General features: G+C 64.2%; 7 protein-coding genes. 3 read left to right on the top strand and 4 right to left on the bottom strand.

Going from position 1 to position 20384, the window contains the following annotated elements; genetic code table 11:
* Nucleotides 1-716: 716 nt before the first annotated feature.
* The 3 genes from KBY99_RS02950 to KBY99_RS02940 form a co-directional block, all read right to left on the bottom strand.
* Nucleotides 717-16295 carry a DUF4114 domain-containing protein gene (locus tag KBY99_RS02950; RefSeq protein ID WP_254997225.1) on the bottom strand — a complete coding sequence of 5193 codons (15579 nt, stop codon included), beginning with the start codon at nt 16293-16295 and terminating at the stop codon, nt 717-719.
* Nucleotides 16296-16425: 130 nt separating this feature from the next.
* Nucleotides 16426-17115, bottom strand: a complete 690-nt coding sequence (locus tag KBY99_RS02945) for a response regulator transcription factor (RefSeq protein ID WP_254997224.1) — start codon at nt 17113-17115, stop codon at nt 16426-16428.
* Between the two features lie 124 nt (nt 17116-17239).
* Nucleotides 17240-17407: a Nif11 family protein gene (locus KBY99_RS02940; protein WP_254997222.1), complete on the bottom strand. Its 168-nt coding sequence runs from the start codon at nt 17405-17407 to the stop codon at nt 17240-17242.
* A gap of 429 nt (nt 17408-17836) precedes the next feature.
* Between KBY99_RS02940 and KBY99_RS02935 the strand changes: the two genes are divergently transcribed.
* Both KBY99_RS02935 and KBY99_RS02930 read left to right on the top strand, forming a co-directional pair.
* Nucleotides 17837-18844, top strand: coding sequence for an SDR family NAD(P)-dependent oxidoreductase (locus KBY99_RS02935; protein ID WP_254997221.1), 1008 nt, complete (start codon nt 17837-17839; stop codon nt 18842-18844).
* A 22-nt stretch (nt 18845-18866) separates the two neighbouring features.
* Complete coding sequence (locus KBY99_RS02930) at nt 18867-19094, top strand: hypothetical protein (RefSeq protein WP_254997220.1); 228 nt, start codon at nt 18867-18869, stop codon at nt 19092-19094.
* Nucleotides 19095-19160: 66 nt separating this feature from the next.
* Here the strand turns inward: KBY99_RS02930 and KBY99_RS02925 are convergent, their stop codons facing one another.
* Complete coding sequence (locus KBY99_RS02925) at nt 19161-19424, bottom strand: hypothetical protein (protein WP_254997219.1); 264 nt, start codon at nt 19422-19424, stop codon at nt 19161-19163.
* A 266-nt stretch (nt 19425-19690) separates the two neighbouring features.
* Here KBY99_RS02925 and KBY99_RS02920 point away from each other — a divergent pair, with 266 nt between their 5' ends.
* On the top strand, nt 19691-20380 hold the full coding sequence (locus KBY99_RS02920) for a DoxX family protein (RefSeq protein WP_254997218.1): 690 nt from the start codon (nt 19691-19693) through the stop codon (nt 20378-20380).
* Nucleotides 20381-20384 lie beyond the last annotated feature (4 nt).

The raw sequence follows: 20384 nt of genomic DNA, 5'->3' as shown, positions 1-20384 counted from the left end.
TTTGCCACGGATTGCGTCGTTGCCAGTTCCACCATTGAGGGTACCAAAGTTGTAGAGCCCATGGTTTTCTCTACCTTCGCCGAAGATAAGGCCGTCGCCAGATCTAGCAGCGAGAGTGCCCAAGATTTTAATCCCTGCATTCTCGGCACCGGTAATGTCAATAATGATAATGCCGCCAGCGAGTGCCTACACAACTCTACCTGAAAGGACATGCCATCTACGATCGGAAACGGCTGTATTTGAAAAATTATTGAATGGGAAAGATGCCGGATTTTTAAACGTCGTTGTCATCGTATCAAGACTTGCTCGGTCTAATGCGCAGCATCGTGTGTTGTCAGCCTTAATGGCCTCGCTTTAGCGAGGTGATGGGGAGAGCTTGTTTCTCCCCTGATGCAATCGGATGTGAGCAGGATCACCCAGATCCATCTCTTCCGATAGGACTGCCTGGCTCTGGCGCTGCAATGGCCTGACTTGGCAATGGCACTAGCGAATTCGACAAGGAGATTCTAATTGGCATCGCCGACGGATAGCGGAATCGGGCTTGTCGAAGCAAGTAGTAGACAATCGGTCCGGCTGCTGCTTCATGCTGTCGAGTTCGGCCAATCGATTATGATATCAATAGCAATCTGTATGCTATTTGGTTGTTGCTTCAGTCCCCGTTGCATTTTGTGCGAGGGCCAGCCCCACTGGGTTTGGCCCTCTGCAGCGTCGACCACTCAGAACAGCCCCAGCGACACGCCGCTGATTCTGACGATGTTGTCGTTGAAGTCCCTGTCGCTGAGGCCTGATGTCACGGCGATGTCCTCGAGGCCGAGCGTGAAGCGATTCGCCTCGGACCCGAGGCGTACCATCTGGGTTTCACCACCTGGGTTGGCGGCGCTGAAGGAGGAAAAGATGGTTTCGCGATTGCCGTCCTGGAGCAGGAGCACGCCATAACTCTTTTGGCTGTCGATCGGCAGGGCGTTAAAAGTGAGCGCCTGGCCAAAGCCTGGCAGCTCGGAGGCAGAGAGCAGCAGATCCTCAGCTTCGCAGCGGGCCAGGGCGGCCTGGAGATAACCGGCCTCGCCGGGGCTGCGGCCGTCGACTAAGCCGGTGATGCTATCCACCGAATAGAAACCGATGGCGTTGTTGTAACCGGCGAGCCGTTCCACCTTCACTGAGGCCGGCACAGGCTCCAGGGTGTGTGCGGTCCCTCTGGCCTGCCAGAACTCGGCCCTGACGCCACCCTCGAACCTGGCGGTGATCTGGTTGCCGTTGAGGCTGAGCTCCAGCAGCTCCAGATCGATGCCGTCGCGGCTGGCAGTCGGGGTCCAGGCCGGGCCGGAGAGGAAGGTCACATCGCTGATCGAACGGCTGCCGACAGCGATCCCCTCACTGCTCTGCCAGCCGCCCTCGGGACTGTCGTCGAGGACATTGATGGGGTTGATCGAGCCGGCACTGCCGCCCATCGCATCGCTGAGCAGCAGCTCGCGCACGGTGCTTGGAACAGGGTTCTCTCTCTGCAGACCAAAGTTGACCAGGCCGGAGCCGCTGTCGGAACGCCAGGTGGTGAGCGGCCCGTCATTCGCGAACGAGATGGTGTTTCCCTCGTTGATCTCGATGTTGGATTGGAGTTCGTAGGAGGGGCCGAGCAGGGATACCTGCGGCCGATCGGGGGGAGCGTTGAGATCCAGCTCCAGGGTTGCGCTCACCTGGGCATTGCGGCTGCCATCGTGATCGAGCGGCAGGTTGAGCAGCGAATCCACCGGCAGGGTGAAACTGCCCTGGGGGTTGAAGTCACGCAGCTCCACCTCCTTGCTGGCGGTGGTGGCGAAGCTGTCGGCCGAGCTGCGGACGCCGACACGCAGGCGCAGGTCGCTGTCGTCGGGGCTGTTGGTGTCAGCGCGCAGGCGGATGCGGGCACGTTCGGTCAGCGGATCGGTGTCGAACACGACGCCGGAGAACACCGGCCGGTCCCCGCTGACGGGATCGGGGAGCGATTCGAGCAGCACATGCAGCTCCTTCTGGCGCCGGTCAGGCAGCTCGCGCACATCGAGCGTCAACGAGCTGCCGCGGCTACTGGCGAGGTCCCCGGCCAGCCAGGGCACCACCACCTGCTTCTGGGTCTCCCCGCGTTCAAACACCACCACGCCGGCCGCGTGCATCACATCGGCGCCGAGCCTGGCGCGGCTGTTCTCCGTGGTCGTGGCATAGGCCACGATCTGCCGAGTGGCGCCGTCCTGACGGGAGAGCTGGTAGCGGCTGAAGCCATCGCGGCTGGAGGCGGTGAAGGCCGTCACCGCCAGCCCGCGACCGAAACGCTTGGTGGTGCCCTCTCGGGCGGCTGACGCGGCCGCCTCATCAGGGGCGTCCGCCGCGCCGCGGGCGGCGAGCGCGGCAATGCGGGCGCCGCTGGGCATGGCGCTGCCGGGGGCCTGGATCCACACGCCCGGGTCGCTGGCGCCGGCAGCCAGCCAGCCGGGGTTCTGCGGCTCTGGGTTGAGCACGTAGACCACAGCCGGGCTGGTCTCGCTGGGCGTGGCCGCCGCCGAAGCGGTGGTGAAGGCGCTCCACAGCAACCCGCCGACGCGGGTATCGAAGTTCACATTGCGGGTGAAGTCGCTGCTGAGCCGGATGTTGTCGTTGGTGTCGGGCGTCAGGAACAGGAAGCGGTTGGCATTGAAGGCGGTCACCGCCGCCGCATCTAGGGTCAGGATGTTGGCGCCGTAATCGCGCGAGTCGATCAGCTCGATGTTCTGCAGCTTGGTGCCGGCGTAGTACTCGGGATCGGGCACATTCAGGCGGAAGTCGTAGGCCTGGTTCAGCAGGCCCTCGAGCAGTAACTGATCAAATCCGCCGCCCATATCAACGCGCAGGAAGCGGCTGTCGGCAATCGCCACCCGGTCGTCTCCATCGGCCGTGAGGATCACATCACGGCCGCCGTTGCTGCGCACCTCATCGCTGCCGGAGAGGGTATAAATCACATCGCTCAGCACCGTGCCGGCGATCAAGTCGTCACCGGTGGTGCCCACCTTGGTGGCGATGTTGAGCCAGTCGCCACCAAACAGGGCGTACTGATTGTCGACAGCACGGCTGGGATCGCTGGGATCGGAGACCAGCAGATCACGGAAGCCGTCGCCATTGATGTCGCTGCCGCCATCGATCGAATAGCCCGCCAGGGAGACCTGCGAGGGGGCGCTGACGCTGGTGTTAAGTTCGGCTGCTTGGACGCTGGCTCCGAAGCCGGACTTGGACCAGTTGCCCATCAGGCTGCCCTGGCTCATCGTCACCCCGAAGACGGTGGGGAAGCGATAGCCCTGATCGCGGATCGTCCTGTTCTTGCCGGCTGTACCGCTGTTGACATAGCTGGGCAGACTGCCGACGTTGCCGATCGGATTGGCGCCCTGCTCATCCCAGTTCGCAGCATTGGCCGCGAAGCCCTTTCCGGGGGAGAAGCCACTCACGATGGCTTTGGAGGAATAGACGAGGACCTGTTGATTGCCGGTACCGGCGGTATCGATTTCGCTGTCAGCGTGGGCCAGATACAACAGCGCCTGGTCTGTGGTCAGGCTGAGTCCATTGACCTCGGGGATACCGGTGGTCTTGAGGGCGTAGACGGGGGTCGAGCCGGCCCCGCCGGTACCCAGCGGCTCGGTGACGAGTACCACTCCTTTCGCCGCCGGCTGCATGCTCTGGTAAGCCAGCACGGTCTGGCCCTGGAACACAGTGGCGACGACCGGGACGCCCGTGTAGGCCAGCTGGGGCTGATCCCCTGGGCTGGTCTGCACCTGCAGGGGACTGGCGCTGCCGCTGAAGCGGTTGGTCGTGGCATCGAAGCCGGATCCCCAGGCGCTCTTGTCGCCGGCCTCGGGATTGTTGCTGGAAGCCAGATAGATCTGCTGGCCCTCGGTGGGAATGCCGAGGGTCTTGTCCGGCTGCTTCGCCCCCGGGACGATCAGCGTCAGAACGCCGTGGTTGGCCACCAGGGTGGGACTGATCAGCGTGCTGACCAGGCTGCCGTTGATGCTGACGGCGTAATCCTTCCAGCTCCACTGGCTCGGGTCGCTGTCCGGCGTGATCGGATTGCTGGTGTAGGAGATCCAGACCGTGCCGTTCTGGTCGGCGTAGGTCACATACAGCCGACCGCCGTAGAACGCCGCCGAGGGGGTGACGGCAGAGATCGTGCGCCCGCCGAGGGGGATGTCGCTGCTGGCCCAGCTGTCGTCGCCACGGCGGTAGCCGAGGCGCAGTGCGCTCGCCAGCACCGAAGCTCCGCTGGTGCCACCGGTGTACACGAGGAATTCGCATCCGAGCTCATCGACCACCAACTGGGGCCCGCTGGCGGAGGCTTCGCCGGGACCGCTCGCGTTGACGGCGGTGGCGCCCGTGAGGCTGCCGGGCACAAAGCCCAGGATCGGATCGATCCAGGCCTGCAGCGGCGGCAGATAGTCCTTGCTGCTGGTGCTGGCGAGATCGAAGACCTCGGGCTGGGTGTAGGGATTCAGCGGCGCCTTGAGGCGATCCAGCGAGAAGGTGTTGCTGATCTTGTCGACCTTGAACAGGGAGCCATCGAGCACAACCGGCTGGATGAACGACGGGCTGCCATCCGCCTGGGGCTGATAGGCCGGGCCGCGGGGCACTAGGGCCAGCAGCACGTCATCGACGCCGTTGCCGTTGGCGTCGCCGACGGCGCGGATGTCCCAGAGCGTGTAGCCCAGTTCGCCGCTGGCGGTCTGGAAACGGTCGAGGCCATCGGCGGCCAGCCGGTCGGGGCGGCCGTCGCCGTTGAGATCGCCGAAGCTGCTGGAGCGCAGCTTGGGCTTGCCCCACAGGACAGGGGTGGGGATCGTCTGCACGGACTCAGCGGCCCCCCGGAACAGCTGGTTCAGCGAGCTCGGATCAGCGGCGGAGGCGCTGAAGCTGGCCAGGCTCTGGTTGGCGGGCAGGGTGCTGAAGCCGGTGCGCTGGCCGAGGGCGGTGGCAGAGACGGTGAGCTGGGGCAGGCCGCCGATGGCCCCGGCGGCGGTGGGGGCGGTGCTGGCCGGATCGGCATTGATTGCGAAGGCCGGTGCCAGTTGCAGGGTCTGCTGGGTGGCGGATTGGCCGTTGGCGTTGGCGGCGCTGAAGGCCTCGCCGCTGACGGCTCCGCTCACCAGGCGAACCCCCGTCTGCAGCTGGGGCTTAGCGCCACCGGTGCCTTGCTGCACCACGTTGTTGGCCGTGATCAGCATGTCGGCCAGACCATCACCGGTGAGGTCGCCAACCGGGGTGAGCGTCGAGCGGGTCTGCTCGGGGCTGAGCACCAACGAAGGGGGCAGCGGCAGGACCCGGGCGCTGTTGATCGCCTCATTGGCGCTGGAGTCGATCGTCGCCACCAGCACCCGGTCGCTGCCGGTCTGGGCGTAGAGACTGTTGGCGCCGTCGTAGCGGGGAACGCTGTCCTCAGGGGTCTCCAGCACGGTGTAGGGAGAAAAGCTCCAGCTGCTGTCGGAGCCGATGCCCTGCTGCAAGGAGACGACGTTCCTGCCGTCGACCACATCGCTGAAGCTGAGCACCAAGCCATTGCTGTTGGCCGCGAGACCGACACCGGTGTGGCTGGGACTGCCGGGCTGCGGCACGGGGTTGACCAGGGTCCAGTTGGTGTCGTTGGCGCTGCCGGTGGTGAGGAAGATCTGGTTTTGCTTCCCCGGTAGGTTCTTGCCGCTCTGATACGTCCCGCCCTGGTAGGCCAGATAGGTCTTCCCGTCGAGCCTTGCGGCCGCCAAGGGTCCGGAGGCCGTTTGAATGCCGCTGTTGTTGTTGTACTTGATCAGCGTGGAGGTGGTGAACTTGCCCGTGTTGTAGGGGTCGGTGGAGCTGGTGCTGAACAGCTCGTTGTTGCCACTACCCACGTAATACAGGGCCAGCTGGCTGTCTTCATTGACCAGGGTGGCGAACTCGGCGGTCTGGTTGGAGGCGCCGCTGATGCCGGCGCGCACCTGGATCTGAGAAGCCCACTGGTTGGTGTCGGCGTTCTCCAGCTTGGTGAGGTTGAGGGTCTGGGAGTTGTCCTGGCCGATGTAGACGAGATACAGCGTGCCCTCGTATGCGGCGATCGTCGGCGGCCGATCGGAGGTCATGCCACCGGGCAGCTGCTGCCAGCCGTTCCAGGTGAGGCCGTCGTCGAAACTGCGGTTCCAGTAGAGTTGCTTATTCGTGTCGTTGCTGCTCCAACCGCGCACGGACGCGTACAGCACGCCGTTGAGCTCGGCGTAGGAGGGCGCCCAGGGCGAGAGGCCGCCGTTCGGCTGTTGCCAGGCGGGATCGAGCACCCCGAAGGCGACCGGATGCTCGGCGCCGGCCTGCTGGCGCACCAGCCAGTCGCCGTTGCCATCGCTCAGCTGCACGCTGCTGTCGATCCAGACGCTGCTGCCGGAGCGCTGGGACGCGGGGATGGCGTTCAGCCAGATCTGGGTGTTCTCGGCGCCGCTGCGCACGTTGCCGAGCAGCAGGGTGCCGTTGACCACCAGCGGCACCGTGCCATAGGCGGAACTCAGGCCGCTGAGACTGGTGGCCTGCCAGGTCTGCTGGATCTGGGGCTCCAGGGGATCGGCCGTGTTCAGCGACGTGCCGTCGAGATCGAGCAGATCGAGCCGCTGCAGCACCACCGCCTGGTCGGCCGTGCCGTAGGTGAGCGCCAGCCCGGTGTCGGTGCGGGTCAGGCTGGGGCCGGTGGCCAGGGGGGACCCGCTGGCCTGGAAGCTCGAGGCCTCGGCCCAGCGCAGGCTGTTGGGCAGGCTGGTGAGTAGGCGGATGCGGCTGATCGCGCCGGGGCTGGCAGCCGGGTCGTCCTCCGCCACGGCAAGCGCCACCAGGCCTCCGCCCAGATCGCTGAGCGACGGGGCGGTGATCGAGCGCAGCGCCCGGGAGCTGCCGTCGCTGAGGCGTTCCTGCAGGCTCTCGGCCGACTGCCAGGCGCCGCCGTTGAACGGCTCGGTGTTGGTGGAGCTGCGCAGTTCACCGCTGGGCTCCACCCACAGCAACGCCAGGTTGACGCCCGCGGCCACCAGCTGCGGGGTCTGGCTGGAGCGGATCGGCTGGCCGTCGATCGCGACGGCCGCGGGGGCAGTCCACTGCCTCAGGTCCTCGCTGCTGGGGTCCCAGCTGCTCAGGCTGATCTGCCCGGCGGGGTCAAGCAGACCCAGCACCAGGCGGCCATCAGCGAAGCAGAGGGCCGGCCCGTGGCCGCTGGCGGTGCGCAGACCGGGCTGCAGGTTGGTGAGGTTGGTCCAGCTGTCCCAGCTGCTGCCGCCGTCGCGGCTCTGGTTGAACCAGACGCTGTCGGTATCACCGACTCCCTTGACGACGCTGTAAATGGTGGTGCCCACCGTCAGGAAGGCGGGGGTGGCATCGGTTAGGCCGCTCACCACGTTGCGCTCCGGCAGAGGCGCACCGGCGGGAGCCAGCAGGCCGAAGCCACTGCCGATCGGCAGCTTGTCGCTGCTGCGACCGTAAAGGATGCCGGTGCTGCTGCCCGCCCCCTGGTTATCAGCGCTGTAGGTCTTGTCGATGAACAGAGCGAGATCGGCGAAACCATCGCCGTTGCTGTCGCCGATCGACACCACCTGGGTGTCGTTGCTGACCGTGAAGTTGTAGAAGTTGTAGGGATAGGCAGCGAGCAGGTCCTGCGTGGAGGCGCCCAGCTCGAGGCGCACGGTGCTGAGCGCCGGACCGCGCTGAATGGAGATGAAATCGTCATAGCCATCGGCGTTGAAATCACCGATGCCGCGCAGGCTGCCCTGCTCTTTGCTGGCCAGCCCATCGAGCAGGAACCCATTGGAGCTGGAGAGCTTCTCCAGGGCCAGATTGTCGATGGCGGAGAGGTATGGCTTGCCCCAGGTGACATAAGCGCTGCCGTTGCCGCCCGAGCCGAGCAGCACATCGGGATAGCCATCGCCATCCACATCGCCGCGGCCAAAGGCGCCGGCGCCGGACTGGCCATCAGGGCCAAAGCCGATCTCCTCGAGGATCGGCGCCTGCCGCGGACCAGCGGGTCCCTGCAGCACGCCGATCGAGCCTGGCGCCACCGAACCAATGAACTGAACGGGGGCCTTGGGATCGGGTAGCAGATCGGAGCCGAAGATCACATAGCCGGAGCCGGCCCCGCCGCGGCTGTTGGGGGCGGTGGCCAGCACATCGTCGTAGCCGTCCTTGTTGACATCACCGAGGCTGACGAGACGGCGGCCGAACTGATCGAGATTCTGCGCACCCAGGAGATTGAGGAAGGCCGCCTGATGGGCCATGTAGCTGTTGGGCTGATCGGCGATGGCCAGGGTGGATCCACCACCCAGGAATGCTTTGGGGTCGATCGCCAGCACGCTGCCGCTGCCGCCGGTGCTGTCGGCACCGATAAGCAGCTGATCGCGGGCGATGTTGGCCAGATCGGCGAAGGCCAGGCTGGAACCGAAGCCGGTGGCACCCAGGGTGTTGACGATGTTGCTGCCGTAGAAGCTGGCCCCACCGCTGGCAGCGACGTCCTCGGCCCAGAGCTGGGCGGTGCCCCCCCCGGCAGGGGTCAGCGCCGCCAGGCTGGCGGGATCGCTGAGCAGGAACACAGCGCCGACAGCGTCGGTCTGCAGGGCCTGGTTGTAACTCAGCGTCGGCGAGGCGATCGTGACATCGGGGTTGTTCGCGATGTAGGTGCGCAGCCGCTGAACGTTGGCCGATCCCGGCTGCCAGCTCTTGCCATCGACCCGCGTCAGCACCTTGCGGTCGGTGCCGTTGAGCTGGCTGATCGCGGCGGGGTCGCTGGGCTTGGCGGCGAAGCCGGCGCGGTAGAGCGAGCCCCACGTCTTGCTCTGCGAGGCATCGATCTTGCCGGAGATGGTTTGCTGGATCAGCTCATCGGTGCCGTAGAACTCCTGGGCTGAGGGCGTTCCCGGTGCCGACACGGCCAGCTCGCCGCTGGCGCTGAACGCCAGGGCGATTCCCAGCTGGGCTCCCCAGGTGGTGGTGACCAGGGAGCCGCCATCGGCACCTTGGGTGGTCTGGGTTCCCGCGGCGCCCAGCACCACAGGCTTCAGCGGCTGCCCGGCACTGCTGCGCTGATTTTTATAGTCGAAGCTATAGAGCGCGCCGATCGCCACCAGCGACTCCAGCTCGGTCTGATCCGGCCGTTGCGGCAGCTCGCGCACATACTGTGGCGCGCCGATCCAGAGCTTGCCGCTGAGCGGATCCACGGCCATCGCCGAGCCGAAGTTGGCGAAGCTGATGCGATCGGGCTTGCCAGGATTCTGGGGGTTGCTGCTGCTGATTCCCGGCTGCAGGATCGTCACCACATCGGCCCCGAAGGCCGTGGGGTTAGCCAGATCAAGGGTGAGCGGATTGCTGTTGAGATTGTCGGCGATCCATTTGCCGGAGATGATGTAAACGCGGCCGCCCCCGGAGGCCTGCGGCGCGGCGATGATCAGCTCCTCGTTGCCATCGCCATCGAGATCGGCATTGAGCATCACTTGGCCGAGATTGGCATCGATGCCGAGGGTTTCATCGGCCTTGATCAGCAGGCCGCCGCTGTCGCTTGGGTAGCGGCCGTCATTGAGTAGCGGCAGGTTGGCTGTCTGCGCATCGAAATTGGACTGCGCCAGCGCATTCAGCCAGGTGGAGGGGGCCTGCTCCACCGGCACCTTGGCATTGCCCTGGGCAGAGGGATCCACCGGCCGCAGGCCGCTGTAGTTCACCCACACCCGGCCGGCCAGGTTGGCGATGGCATCGTCGCTGACCGTGCGGGCGATGGCGATCCAGCCGCGTTCGAGGGTCTTGTCATCGCTGGCGAGGCGGTAGCTGCCGGCCACCTGGGAGGCGCCGAAGCTCTGGGCTGGCACGGAACTGGCCGGATCATTGGCGGCGCTGGCGGTGGCTTCGCTGCTGAACTTCTGGCCGCTGTCGATGTATTTGAGCTGCAGCGGTGCGGCCTCCAGCACCGCCGCGGTGGCCAGGGCCTGGTTGGCGTCGCGCAGCTTCTGCACGGTATCCGGCGGCACGAAGCCGGTGTCGGCGGCTTGATCGGCCAGGGCCAGGGCCTGGAAGCTGAGTGGCTTGATCGTGCTGACGACGACGTCGCCCGGGCTGGCGCTGTCCTGGCTGCGGAAACTGAGCTGGACCTTGGCTGTGGTGGTGGCGGGCGAGGGCAGATCCACCCGCGGGATCAACAGCGTCAGCTCAGGCCTGGTATTGAGCACGGTGTAGAGCAGCTGCGGGCCGGCGGGATCGTTGCGGCTGGCCGGATCGGTGGAGCGGGGCTGCAGCGCCGCGATCGTCTGGGAACCCACCAGCACCTGCTCGGCGCTGAGCTGGATCGTGCTGCTGCTGCCGATGCTGCTGTCGGTGAGGGTGACGCTGACGCCGAGCAGCTCCTGACCGCTGGGATTGAAGCCCGCCGTGCTGTTGGCGCTGGATCGCAGTGAGGCCCAGTCCGCGGGCTGGACGCTCAGGCTGAAGGCATCACTGGGCGAGCCGCTGCGGCTGGCGCTGGGCTCGGTGAGCTGGGGAGCGAGCAGCGGATTGAAGCCGCTGGCCTCGCTCCAGCTCCAGCTGCTGCCGTCGTCGCTGCGGCGATAGCTGCTGGTGTAGGTGGCCTGCAGGGCGCCCAGGGGGTTGACGTTGCTAGCCAGCCAGTGGCTGGTGACCGCCCCGGGGATCTGGCCCGGGGCAGGGCTGCCGGCCAGGGCGATGCCGCTGAGGGCCTGGAGTTCGGCCAGGGCATCCTTGGCCGTGAGCGTGGGCCACAGGTCGGAGGCCGGCGGATTGGGGTTGAGCGCATTGATCGCCGCGTCGTAGAAGGCCACGTGATCAATGGCGCCACCGGCGTTGTGGGTCAGCAGCTGGGCCTGGCCATTGACGTTGAACGGCAGGTAGGCATCGCTGACCGAGGCGGAAGCGACCAGCTTGCCGTCAATGAACAGCGAGGCCGTGCCACTGTTGGTGGGCACCTGGACGGTGGTGCCGTTGACGCTGTAATCGCTGTAAGTGGGGCTGTAGCTGACGGCGACGTAATGCCAGGCGTCGTCGCGCTGATCGCTGCCCAGCGGAGCCGTGAGCGCCAGGTCCTTGCTGACGTCGAAGACGAGCCTGCCGGCACTGTCGACCGAGATGGCCGGGCCGCCCCAGAGTTCGAACCCGAGCGCGTAGCCCGCGTAGTTCTCGGGGCTCAGCGGATCGGGGAAGCCCTGCGCCTGGGCCGTCCTGGGATCCTCCCCGAACACCACCTTTGCCTCGCCGGTGGCCTGCTGATAGCGCCACAGGCTGTTCAGCATCGCGTTGAGGCTGGCGTTGGCGGCGGCATCCGCCGCACTCACGAAGCCCTGGTTGAGCAGCGTCGTGCTGGGATCGAGCTCCACGGCATTGAGCGTGGAGGTGGCTCGCTGGCTGTCGGCATCGATGTAATCCGCGAAGGCCAGGCTGGTGGACGGCGCCAGGGCCATGGTGTTGGCGGTGGTGCCATCGAGGCCTGGCAACTGCTCCGTCGTCAGCCCGTAGCTGGCCAGAAAGTCCTCGACACCGCTGATTTTCTGGCCGCTGACCAGATTGCTCAGCGTCAGGGCATTGGCATAGAGATTGCTGCCGCCGGTACCGTTCATGGCGGTGCTGTTGGCCCCATCGGCCTGCAGGCTCCAGGTCCAGCCCCAGACCGCATCGCCCTGCCCGGCAGGGACCGAGGCGGCATCGATTAACCCCAGGCTGGCGGCGTCGTTGGTGCTGAGCTGCAGCACCTGGAAGGAGCTCTGCAGCAGCCAGCCGTCAGGCAGTTCGGCAGCGCCGACGGCGGACTCCGACGGCTGGCCCATTGCGACCAGGCCTGCGCCGCCGGGATTGGATCCCTGCTGCAGCTGCACCCAGCACTCGATCGCGTAGGGGAGCGAGGGGATCGGTGGATCGCCGAGATCCGGGCTGATCGGGCTGGGCAGGGTGGCAACGGGAATCTGTGAAACCAGATCCAGGGCGGCCTGGTTGAAATTGCCAAGCCCGGTGCTGAGCACACCGGTGCCATCGCTGTTGCGGACGGCGGTCGTCTGCTCCACGGCCAGGGCGCCGGCCACGTTGAAGTCCAGGCCGGTGCTGGAGGCAAAGGTGGTCGAGAGTGTGGGGCTGGCGATGCCACGGTTGAGGCTGGTCTCGCCGGGGGCCAGGCCGGCCATCGGCAGATAGATCGAGGGCTGATCCTTCAGCACCGCCTCCTGATAAGGGGTGCGCACCGACTGGCTCCAGCTGATCAGCGGCGTCTGCAGCACCGTGCCATCGGCCTGCTTGATCGTCTGCGAGGCGATGCTGAGATCGGCGATGCCGAGGCCGACGCTGGTGGTGGGATCCCAGGGGATGGAGACGACTTCCTTGCTGAGGTCCTGCCAGTTGATCGTGTCGCTGTCGGCGTTGATCCAGGTGGCCTTGATCGTGGCGGGCAGCGATAGTCCGGAACCGAACTCCTCCGTCAATCCCTTGATCGCGTCGATCGAAATCTCGGACCAGACCAGCAGCGTGCGCTGCACCCCTGTGCGCGGATCGGGAACATTGAACAGCTGCAGATCGGAGATGATCGCATTGCTGGGCCGGTACAGGGTGGTGCTGTCGGGTTGCTGCCAGTTGGTGGAGCTGCCATTGATGGCCACCCGGTAGTTGATCGCCTGCTTGCCATAGGCGGCAGTCAGATAAGCCTGGTAGTTTTTGTTGCCGTCGGCGTCGCCGTAGGGAATCAGCGGATCACCCGCTTCCACCCACACCACCAGCGTGTCGCCCTTGAGCAGATCCTGCTTGCGGCCGCTGATGCTGATCGAGCTGGGATGGTTGGCGAAGCTGAACTCCGGCGCCGTGCCGGCGACGATGGCCGCATTGGTGAGCTCAGTGGCCGTGGCGAAGCTCTTGCCACTGCTGTTGAGGTAGACGGTGAACGCCTTGCCGTTGGCATCGAGGGAGGTGTAGGCCACCCGGTTCTGCAGGCGGCGGTAGCCATCGGCGGAGTCGAGCGCCAGCTGATCGGCCTGACCGGCGGCGAGGTACACACCGGTGTCCACGGCGCCGGGCTGGGCGGAGAAATCGGTTTCCTCCACCAGGTTGCTGAGTTCCACCGAGCTGGGCGAGAGCTTCAGGCTCGCCTGGCTCAACGGCGTGATCCCGGCGGGCAGGGTCAGCGCCAGGCTGTAGAGGTCGGCGGCGCTGGTGTCGCCCTCCGTGATGTAAAAGGGCTGATCGAGATCGATGCGGCGGATGCTGCCGCCGGCCAGATGCACCGTGGCCGTGGCCGGGTTGCCGGCGTCGTGGCCGAGCAGCGGCACCACCTGGGTTCCCAGCCAGAGGCTCACCGGCACGGAGGCATAGGTGTAAGGCGCGTTGTCGTTGCTGGCGGGCTGCTCCGGGCTGAGGGAATCTCCCGACCGGCTCGCTACCAGGCGCTGGTAGCCGGCGCCGCCCGCCACCACCTGCACCTGATCAAAGCTGAACAGACGCTGCTTACCCAGGCCGCTGTTGCCGCTGCTGGAGGCGCTGATCGACAGCACCGGAGGCGTGAAGCCGGGGGTGCCGCTGCCAGCTGTGAACCGTGGGGCGATCGAGCGCTTGAGTTCGGGATCAACCTGATAGAGATCGAGGGGCAGGTAGAACACGCCGCTCAGGGGCGTCTTCTCCGGCAGCGACAGATAATCGGCCCCCTGCAGATTGCTGAGAGCGCTGATCCGCCCACTCTCATCCACCGTGACATCGACCGTGGCGTAACCAGCATTGAGCAGCGGCACGCCGAGGATCCGCACAGCCTGATACGTGCCGGCATTGAGCCCAGAGCCAGCGTTCTCCAGCTGGATCTGCACCACACCCGTCGGGCCGGGCGCCAGCGCCGAGCCGAGCTTCAGCAGTCGCAGCGCATTGACCTGGGCATCACCGAGCAGGAAGGTGCGGGCATCCTCCGGGCTGATCAGTGGCGCCCCGGCGAACAGGGGGCTGCCGTCGGCGGGCAGATAGGTGGCCGGATAGGCACCATCGGCGGTGAAGTCGACCTTGACCGTGAGGCCGCTGGCCGGCGGCTCGATCTGGGAATCGGCCTGCAGAGCGGCTGGAGCCGGCGCCGAAGTCTCGTCGCGGATGATGAAATTGTTGTAGTAGCTGAGTAGCGGCACCCGCAGCCCGCCGAACAGCCGGATGCCGGCATCGAAGTAGACCTGATCCCCCAGCTTGCTGAAGAACGAAGGGTTGCTGTCAAATTGGTTCGTTGAATCCTGGCTGTAGAAACGATCGCCGAAATTCAGATCGAAGCCGGCGAAGCCCCGGTACAGCTTGCTGGCAGAGAGGCGCAGCTGGGTCTGGATGCCCTGAGATGAGCGCGTTTTCACGTCCTGCGAGCCGATCCCGACTCCCAGGGGGACGCCGACAGCCGTGATGATGCCGGTGAGTTTCGCAATCTCATTGGCGATCGAGCGTTGCGATACACCGTTCCCGGTGGTGTTCGTGAACGGATTCACCCGGGCGCTGCGCAGCCCGGCAATGGCAACTCGGCCGTTCAGGCCGGTCGCGAGCACGCCGCTGAACAGGCCGGCCGAGCCTGCGTAAGTCGGCAGAGCCCGGCCGGGATTGCTGGTCAGTTGTTGCCAGTAGAAACCGCTGGAGAAATCGGCGATCGTTTCGGTCAGCCACTGCCCATCGATCGACCGGGCTCTGCGTAGGGCATCAATGCCCACGGATTCCCTGGTGGTGAGGGATTCGAGCCCCGACGGGCTGGCGCTGTTGTAGCTGTAGGCGGTTCCGATCGATCCGCCCAGGCCGACATTCCAGGTCTTAGAGACGAGCAGTCGGTTCAGGTCTCGCTGCCTGCCAGTGAGGATGTTTCGTGCCCTTTCGGTCCCGGCCGTGATTGCTCGCAGGGTCCCGTCTCTGCCATTTCCCAGGTAAGCATTCTGGAAACCAGGAGCCCCCGTTCCCTGTCTCACCTGGGTGGTGTCGTTGCCGTAGCCGACCACGAACTTGGCGGTACTCACGGATTTGAGCTGGTTCTCGCCGCCTTGAACCAGACCGAAACCACCCTGGATCCTCAGGTTCCAGACAGGGGTGGCACTGACACCACCCGTGGCTGAGGAGATGAAAAGTCTTTTGTTGCTTCCGCCGTTTAAAAGAGTGATGGCGTCGGTGTTGATCCTCTCCCGGGTGGCGGCATCAAGCCCCTTGTTCAGGGCTGAGGCGGCTCCGATGAAGGGAGCATCCAGATTCGTGAAGTTTTCGAGGCCGAGGCGCTGCCTCGCAAGGATCTGCTCCGGTGTCAGGTCCAGAATGTCGATATTGGGGCTCAGGGTGCTTTTCTGGGCTGTCTGATAGATCCAGCGATACACGCTTTGGCCCTTCAGGCCCACACCCAGGGTGCCGCCGAAGGGGCCGTTCACATTCAGCCGCAGGAAACTAGGCGCCGCGGATGCGGAAAAAGCCGTCTGCACAGGCGCCGGCTGTGCGGCTGCCAGATTTGCTTCTGTCGGATTCACCGTTGCCGTCAGGGCGCCCGGACCATCCAGGCGGCTGGGCCCGGCAGCCGCCTGAACGGCTTGCAGCTGTGTCGGCTGCTGCGGATAGAGCATCGATCGCACCAGCTGGGTGTTGCCCGAAAGCGAAACCGCCGGCCGACTCAGACGCGCCGTGATTGGCGCCGGCTCCAGCGGATTGGCCTGGTTGGTGATCGCCTGCCACTGCCCGCCCGGCACGCTGGTGGACACCAGCTGCTCCAGCTGGGTGCCGGTGCTGTCGATGCGGTAGCGGTTGACGTAGAGATCGCTGTCCGGCGCGGTGCTCTGCAGCGTTGCCGTGAGCTGATCGCGCAGGGCGGCAGGATCGCTGGCGGCGGTGCTGGCCAGGGCGTCGAGCACCGCATTGGCGGGCGTGGCACCCACCTGCTTCTCGAGCACCAGGTTGAGGGTCTGGTTCTCGCCGGCGCTGAGCGTGAAGCGGCGATCACCGCTCTGGTCATCGGTGAGCCGCACCGGCGCCGTCCAGGTGAGCTGCCCCTGGGCAGCCCAGCGTCCGAAGCTGGCCTGGATCTCCGCCCCACTGCCCTGCCCCACCCGGTAGGCCAGCACCAGCGCCGGATCCCAGGCCGTGGCCGCGGTGCCGCCGTTGTTGGCGGTGGTCCAGAAGCGGGGCAGCACCAATGCCTGCAGCGTCTCGCCGCCGAACGCCCCCGGCACGATCGTGCCCTTGTCCCACCGCGCCGCCTCGGCGTTCCATACCCCCTGCCAGATGGCGCCGTCCTCGAGCAGGAAGGCGTGGGCGGTGCCGTTGGCGTCGTTGACGACCTGGATGTTGCTGGAATATGGCATTACTTTTGCTTAATTACTAATTAGTCTACGGCCTCTCAAACATTATAACCCCCTGCAAATAGGGGTGTTTTCTGTGCGTTTTGGGTGCATTTGCGCTTTAAGCGCAATCAGCTGGTGCGTTGAAAGCAGTTCAGCGATCAATCAGGCCCATCTCCAAGGCCTTTGCCAACGCTTCGGTGCGGTTATGAGCTGTCAATTTGCTCAGCAAAGACGAAACATGGTCGCGAGCGGTCTCCGGTTTAATCCCCAGTTCGGCGGCGATCAGCTTGTTGCTCAGGCCCCGGGCCACACCCTGCAGCGCTTGGGTTTCCCGACGGGTCAACTGACAATCCGCACCAAGCTCCAGCATTTCCCGCAGCTGGGGATCGAGATAGCTGCGACCAGCCTTTAAGGACAAAAGCGCTCGAATAACCGCACCCGAGCCGAAACTTTCCACATGCAAAATCGCCAGCGGCGAAGCCTTATGGCATCGCTTCAGGAGCAGCTTGATTCGGCCGGCTTGAACTGCCTGCACCAGCAACAGCACCCGATGGACCAGGTGTCCCATTTGCAAACGCTGGATCAGGGCGATCCCCCGATCGGCAGCGATCGAATCGCTAAGAACCACCAGCCCCTGCCGCTCGAGCGTGGTGCTGAGCTGCCAGACCTCCTGCTCATTGGTGCCGCAGCCAACCAAACCGGGTAGGGCCTCAGCTAGTCCCAGCCGGCCCACCAGATGGGCCTCAAGCAACGACCCCGTTCCACAGACGATCGGCCACTGCTCGATTATCGAATTGACACTCCGGGTGCGTCGTCGAAAGCCCTGGTTGAAGGGGCTCATATTGTTCTGAACCTGTCCCATCGTGAACCTTGCGGAGCAGGAAAGCGTTTGCAAAGGGGTTTCACACCCCTAAGCAACGCCGCACCCCTAGCCCTGAGTTAAACCCATACTCCCAATAGGGGCGTCAAGTCTTCGCAAGAAAGTCCAGGAGATCGTTGCTGGTGATCCGATCACCAAGGCGCCGTGCCGCCAGGATCAGCTCTGGGGTCGAGCAGCACTCCTTGAGCGAGCGCCGCAGGGAAGGCTGTGCCTCGGCCTGGTCCACCAAGCGCTCCAGCTCTGACCAGCTCATGGCACTTTGCTTCGGCCCTCTCAAGATGCCAAACACCCCTAGGTAGCGCCAGGCTCCCCAAGACATAGTCCTCCAGATCGAGCGTCAGCACTGAGAAAACAGGCCGGGGCAGGTCTCAACTCAATGATCGGCATCCCCTTTGGCATGCAGCACATCAAGTTGGCGTTGATTGCCCTGGCTCCGATTGGCTTGCAGGTGGTGCCCACCAGGCATCGCTAATTCAACCCTCTTCCCAATACTTCACTGCTGCTCTGCTCGCCTGCACCACCAGCCCAGGCAGCACCACTGCTCCTAATTCGCTACGGCCCACCCACTCCAACATCGACCCCCATCGCTGCGCTCTTGATGTAGCCATCGTGGCGCCAAGCCGGCTACCTGGCGATCCGCCTTTTGGATCAACAGAATCGGGTGTTGCCTGGAACAGGGGCTATGGCCGTTGAGGAGAGCAGTGCTGGAGAGTCACGCAAAATCCTGCTCACTGGTGGCAGCTCCGGGATCGGTTTTGAGGCGGCAACCCTGCTGCTCCAGGCCGGTCACCACCTCACCATCCCCTGCCGGGATGGGACAACCGCGGCGCTTCTGCGCCAGCGCCTGAGCGACAAGATCGATACCCCTAGCTGCGATCTGGCTGATCTGAGCAGCATCGGGCGCTGTGCTGAAGCCTTGCTGGCCAAGGGCGAGCCGATCGATACCTTGGTGCTCAACGCCGGCATGCAGTACAGCGGCATGGTCGAGCCCCTCTGGTCGGCCCAGGGGTTTGAACTCACCATCGCCGTCAACCACCTGGGTCACCAGGCCCTGCTGCAGCAACTTTTGCCCCTGTTGATCCGGAGCAATGCACCTCGCTTGGTGGTCACCGCATCGGAGGTGCACGACCCCACCAGCGCCGGGGGGAAAGTGGGCCTCCCGGCTGGCCTCGGGGATCTTGCCGGTCTGCGTCAGGGCCCTGGGGCGTTAATGCTGGATGGCAGCTGCAGCTTTAGTGCCGAAAAGGCTTACAAAGACAGCAAGCTCTGCAACCTGCTGATGGCAAGGGAGGTGGAGCGGCGGCTGAGGGAGCAGGGCACGCATCTGCCGGTGCTCGCCTGGAGCCCGGGGCTGGTGATCCCGCGCAGCAAGGGGGGCTTCTTCCGCTACAGCCGCAGCCATAACCCCGTGGGCCAGGCCCTGTTCGCCTTTGTTGCTCGCGACCTGCTGCGGCTCACCGAAACTCCCCAGAGGGCTGGCGCCCTGCTGGCCGGCCTCGCCGATGGCTCAAAACCGCACGCCAGTGGATTTCAATACTGGAGCAACCGAGCTGTGGGGCCGGGTCGGCTGCGTTTTGAGACCAGCCAACCCAGCGCGGAGGCCTGCTCCGACGCACTGGCCCGGCTGCTGTGGGATCTCAGCGCCGCATCAACAGATCGAAAAACCACGTTTCATATTTCTTCATATTAAAATTCAGCAAAGCGGAATGCTGATGAGCGATTTACTGGTTGTCATTTATTTGGTTTTCTTTGCGGCCATCGCTGGCGGTGCCTTCGCGCTGATGTCCCAAAACTTGCGTAGTTCCCACCAGAGAGATTCTCTTCAAGCCCCTCGTAAACGCAGCAGGGTTCATCCAGAGGCTCCCCAGCCCGGCGAAGAGGTGCTTTACGTCGATTTCAGCCGCGAGCGTTTAGAGCAGATGTATCATCAAACCCCTTGATTTTTGAAGTAAATACGAAGTAGATGAAATTTTGGCGAAACGTTTTTAACCTGCAACTTAAATAAATTACAAAAGTGTATTTCCGCGGCAGTCCCTGCTCTTGCCCCCGATGCGCCGCTTCACCAACAAATGGACTGGCTCGGCATTCAGGCATTGGCATTCGGCCGGGAAGTTGGTGAATTGCGCTTTGACAGTGATGCCTTTGCCGAGGAAACAGGGCTCACGGTGAAATCCACCCGTTTTCGCATCGAGGGCAAGGATTGGTTTGATCGGGCAGGCCAGCAGGCGATTTATCTGCCAGGTCAATCCTTTTTTGTTGAGACCAGCCACTTCATTGGCTTGCTCTTCAATCTCTGCCCCCCGGGTAGGACAACTTCAGCGCCATTTGGAATGCGGCCTCCAGAACCTTGCTCTGCTTCGCGGCATCGGTTCCGGCCATCCCGATGCTCCTTAAGCTCTAGGAGTTGAAACACTTGCCTACCGCTCCAGTGCCCGCATGATCGCCATTGCTTTGGGGTAGGCCCTGGGCAAGCCAAGCCGGGCGCTTCACGTTTCTTCACCAAGCTTGCCAGGATTGGTGAAGCAATCAACCCACCATGTCCACGCCCCTACTTCTTGAGCTGTTTGGAGGCTTCCTGGCTGCCTGTATGGCCCTTTGGTTTGTGGCCCTCAGCCGCCCTGCTGATCAACCGGCTGCAGCCCAGAGCCCTGCAAATGTTCTATGGATCAACACTGGTCAAGCCCAACGGATCCGTTCCGTTCTAGAGGCTTATGTGTTGAAGCCAGGCGGCGTTGCGTCGCTTGGCCTGCTGCTGCTTCGCTTGGCTATCGGCGTGATGATGATTCACCATGGCCATGAAAAACTTGCCGATCCACAGCAATTTGCCAATACCTATGTGGCATCTCTGCACCTGCCATTCCCCTTGTTTTTCGCCTATGCCGCTGGCTTTTCCGAGCTGATCGGCAGTTGGTTGGTAATTCTCGGCTTGCTCACGCCCGTTGGAGCTCTCGCCCTCACCGGCACGATGACAGTTGCCGCTTACCAACACATCCTTACGGCTGGTCTAAATATTTACGTGCTCGAACTGGTCGTTCTCTACCTCGGCGGCAGCCTTGCACTGTTGCTTGTTGGTCCAGGCCGCTTTTCATTTGATGCTGGCATGCTGCCAGGTCTGCTCGTTAAGCCAACTGTTCGTATCAAGCCAGAAATGTCTGCCCCCTCAGATCGCATTTCAGGTTTGACCCCTGCTTACGTGCAAATAAATGCCAGCAATTCAAACCGCTGAGATT

The sequence above is a fragment of the Cyanobium sp. Maggiore-St4-Cus genome (assembly GCF_024345615.1).
GTDB classification, from domain to species: Bacteria; Cyanobacteriota; Cyanobacteriia; order PCC-6307; family Cyanobiaceae; genus Cyanobium_A; species Cyanobium_A usitatum.
The sequence above is the reverse complement of the archived record's forward strand: the minus strand, read 5'-3'. Positions and strand labels throughout refer to the sequence as shown.

Bases quoted from the DNA above. Each gene is read 5' to 3' on its own strand.
- KBY99_RS02920 (WP_254997218.1), top strand. From the start codon at position 19,691: ATGTCCACGCCCCTACTTCTTGAGCTGTTTGGAGGCTTCCTGGCTGCC.
- KBY99_RS02930 (WP_254997220.1), top strand. From the start codon at position 18,867: ATGAGCGATTTACTGGTTGTCATTTATTTGGTTTTCTTTGCGGCCATC.
- KBY99_RS02945 (WP_254997224.1), bottom strand. From the start codon at position 17,115: ATGAGCCCCTTCAACCAGGGCTTTCGACGACGCACCCGGAGTGTCAAT.
- KBY99_RS02940 (WP_254997222.1), bottom strand. From the start codon at position 17,407: ATGAGCTGGTCAGAGCTGGAGCGCTTGGTGGACCAGGCCGAGGCACAG.
- KBY99_RS02935 (WP_254997221.1), top strand. From the start codon at position 17,837: ATGGCCGTTGAGGAGAGCAGTGCTGGAGAGTCACGCAAAATCCTGCTC.
- KBY99_RS02950 (WP_254997225.1), bottom strand. From the start codon at position 16,295: ATGCCATATTCCAGCAACATCCAGGTCGTCAACGACGCCAACGGCACC.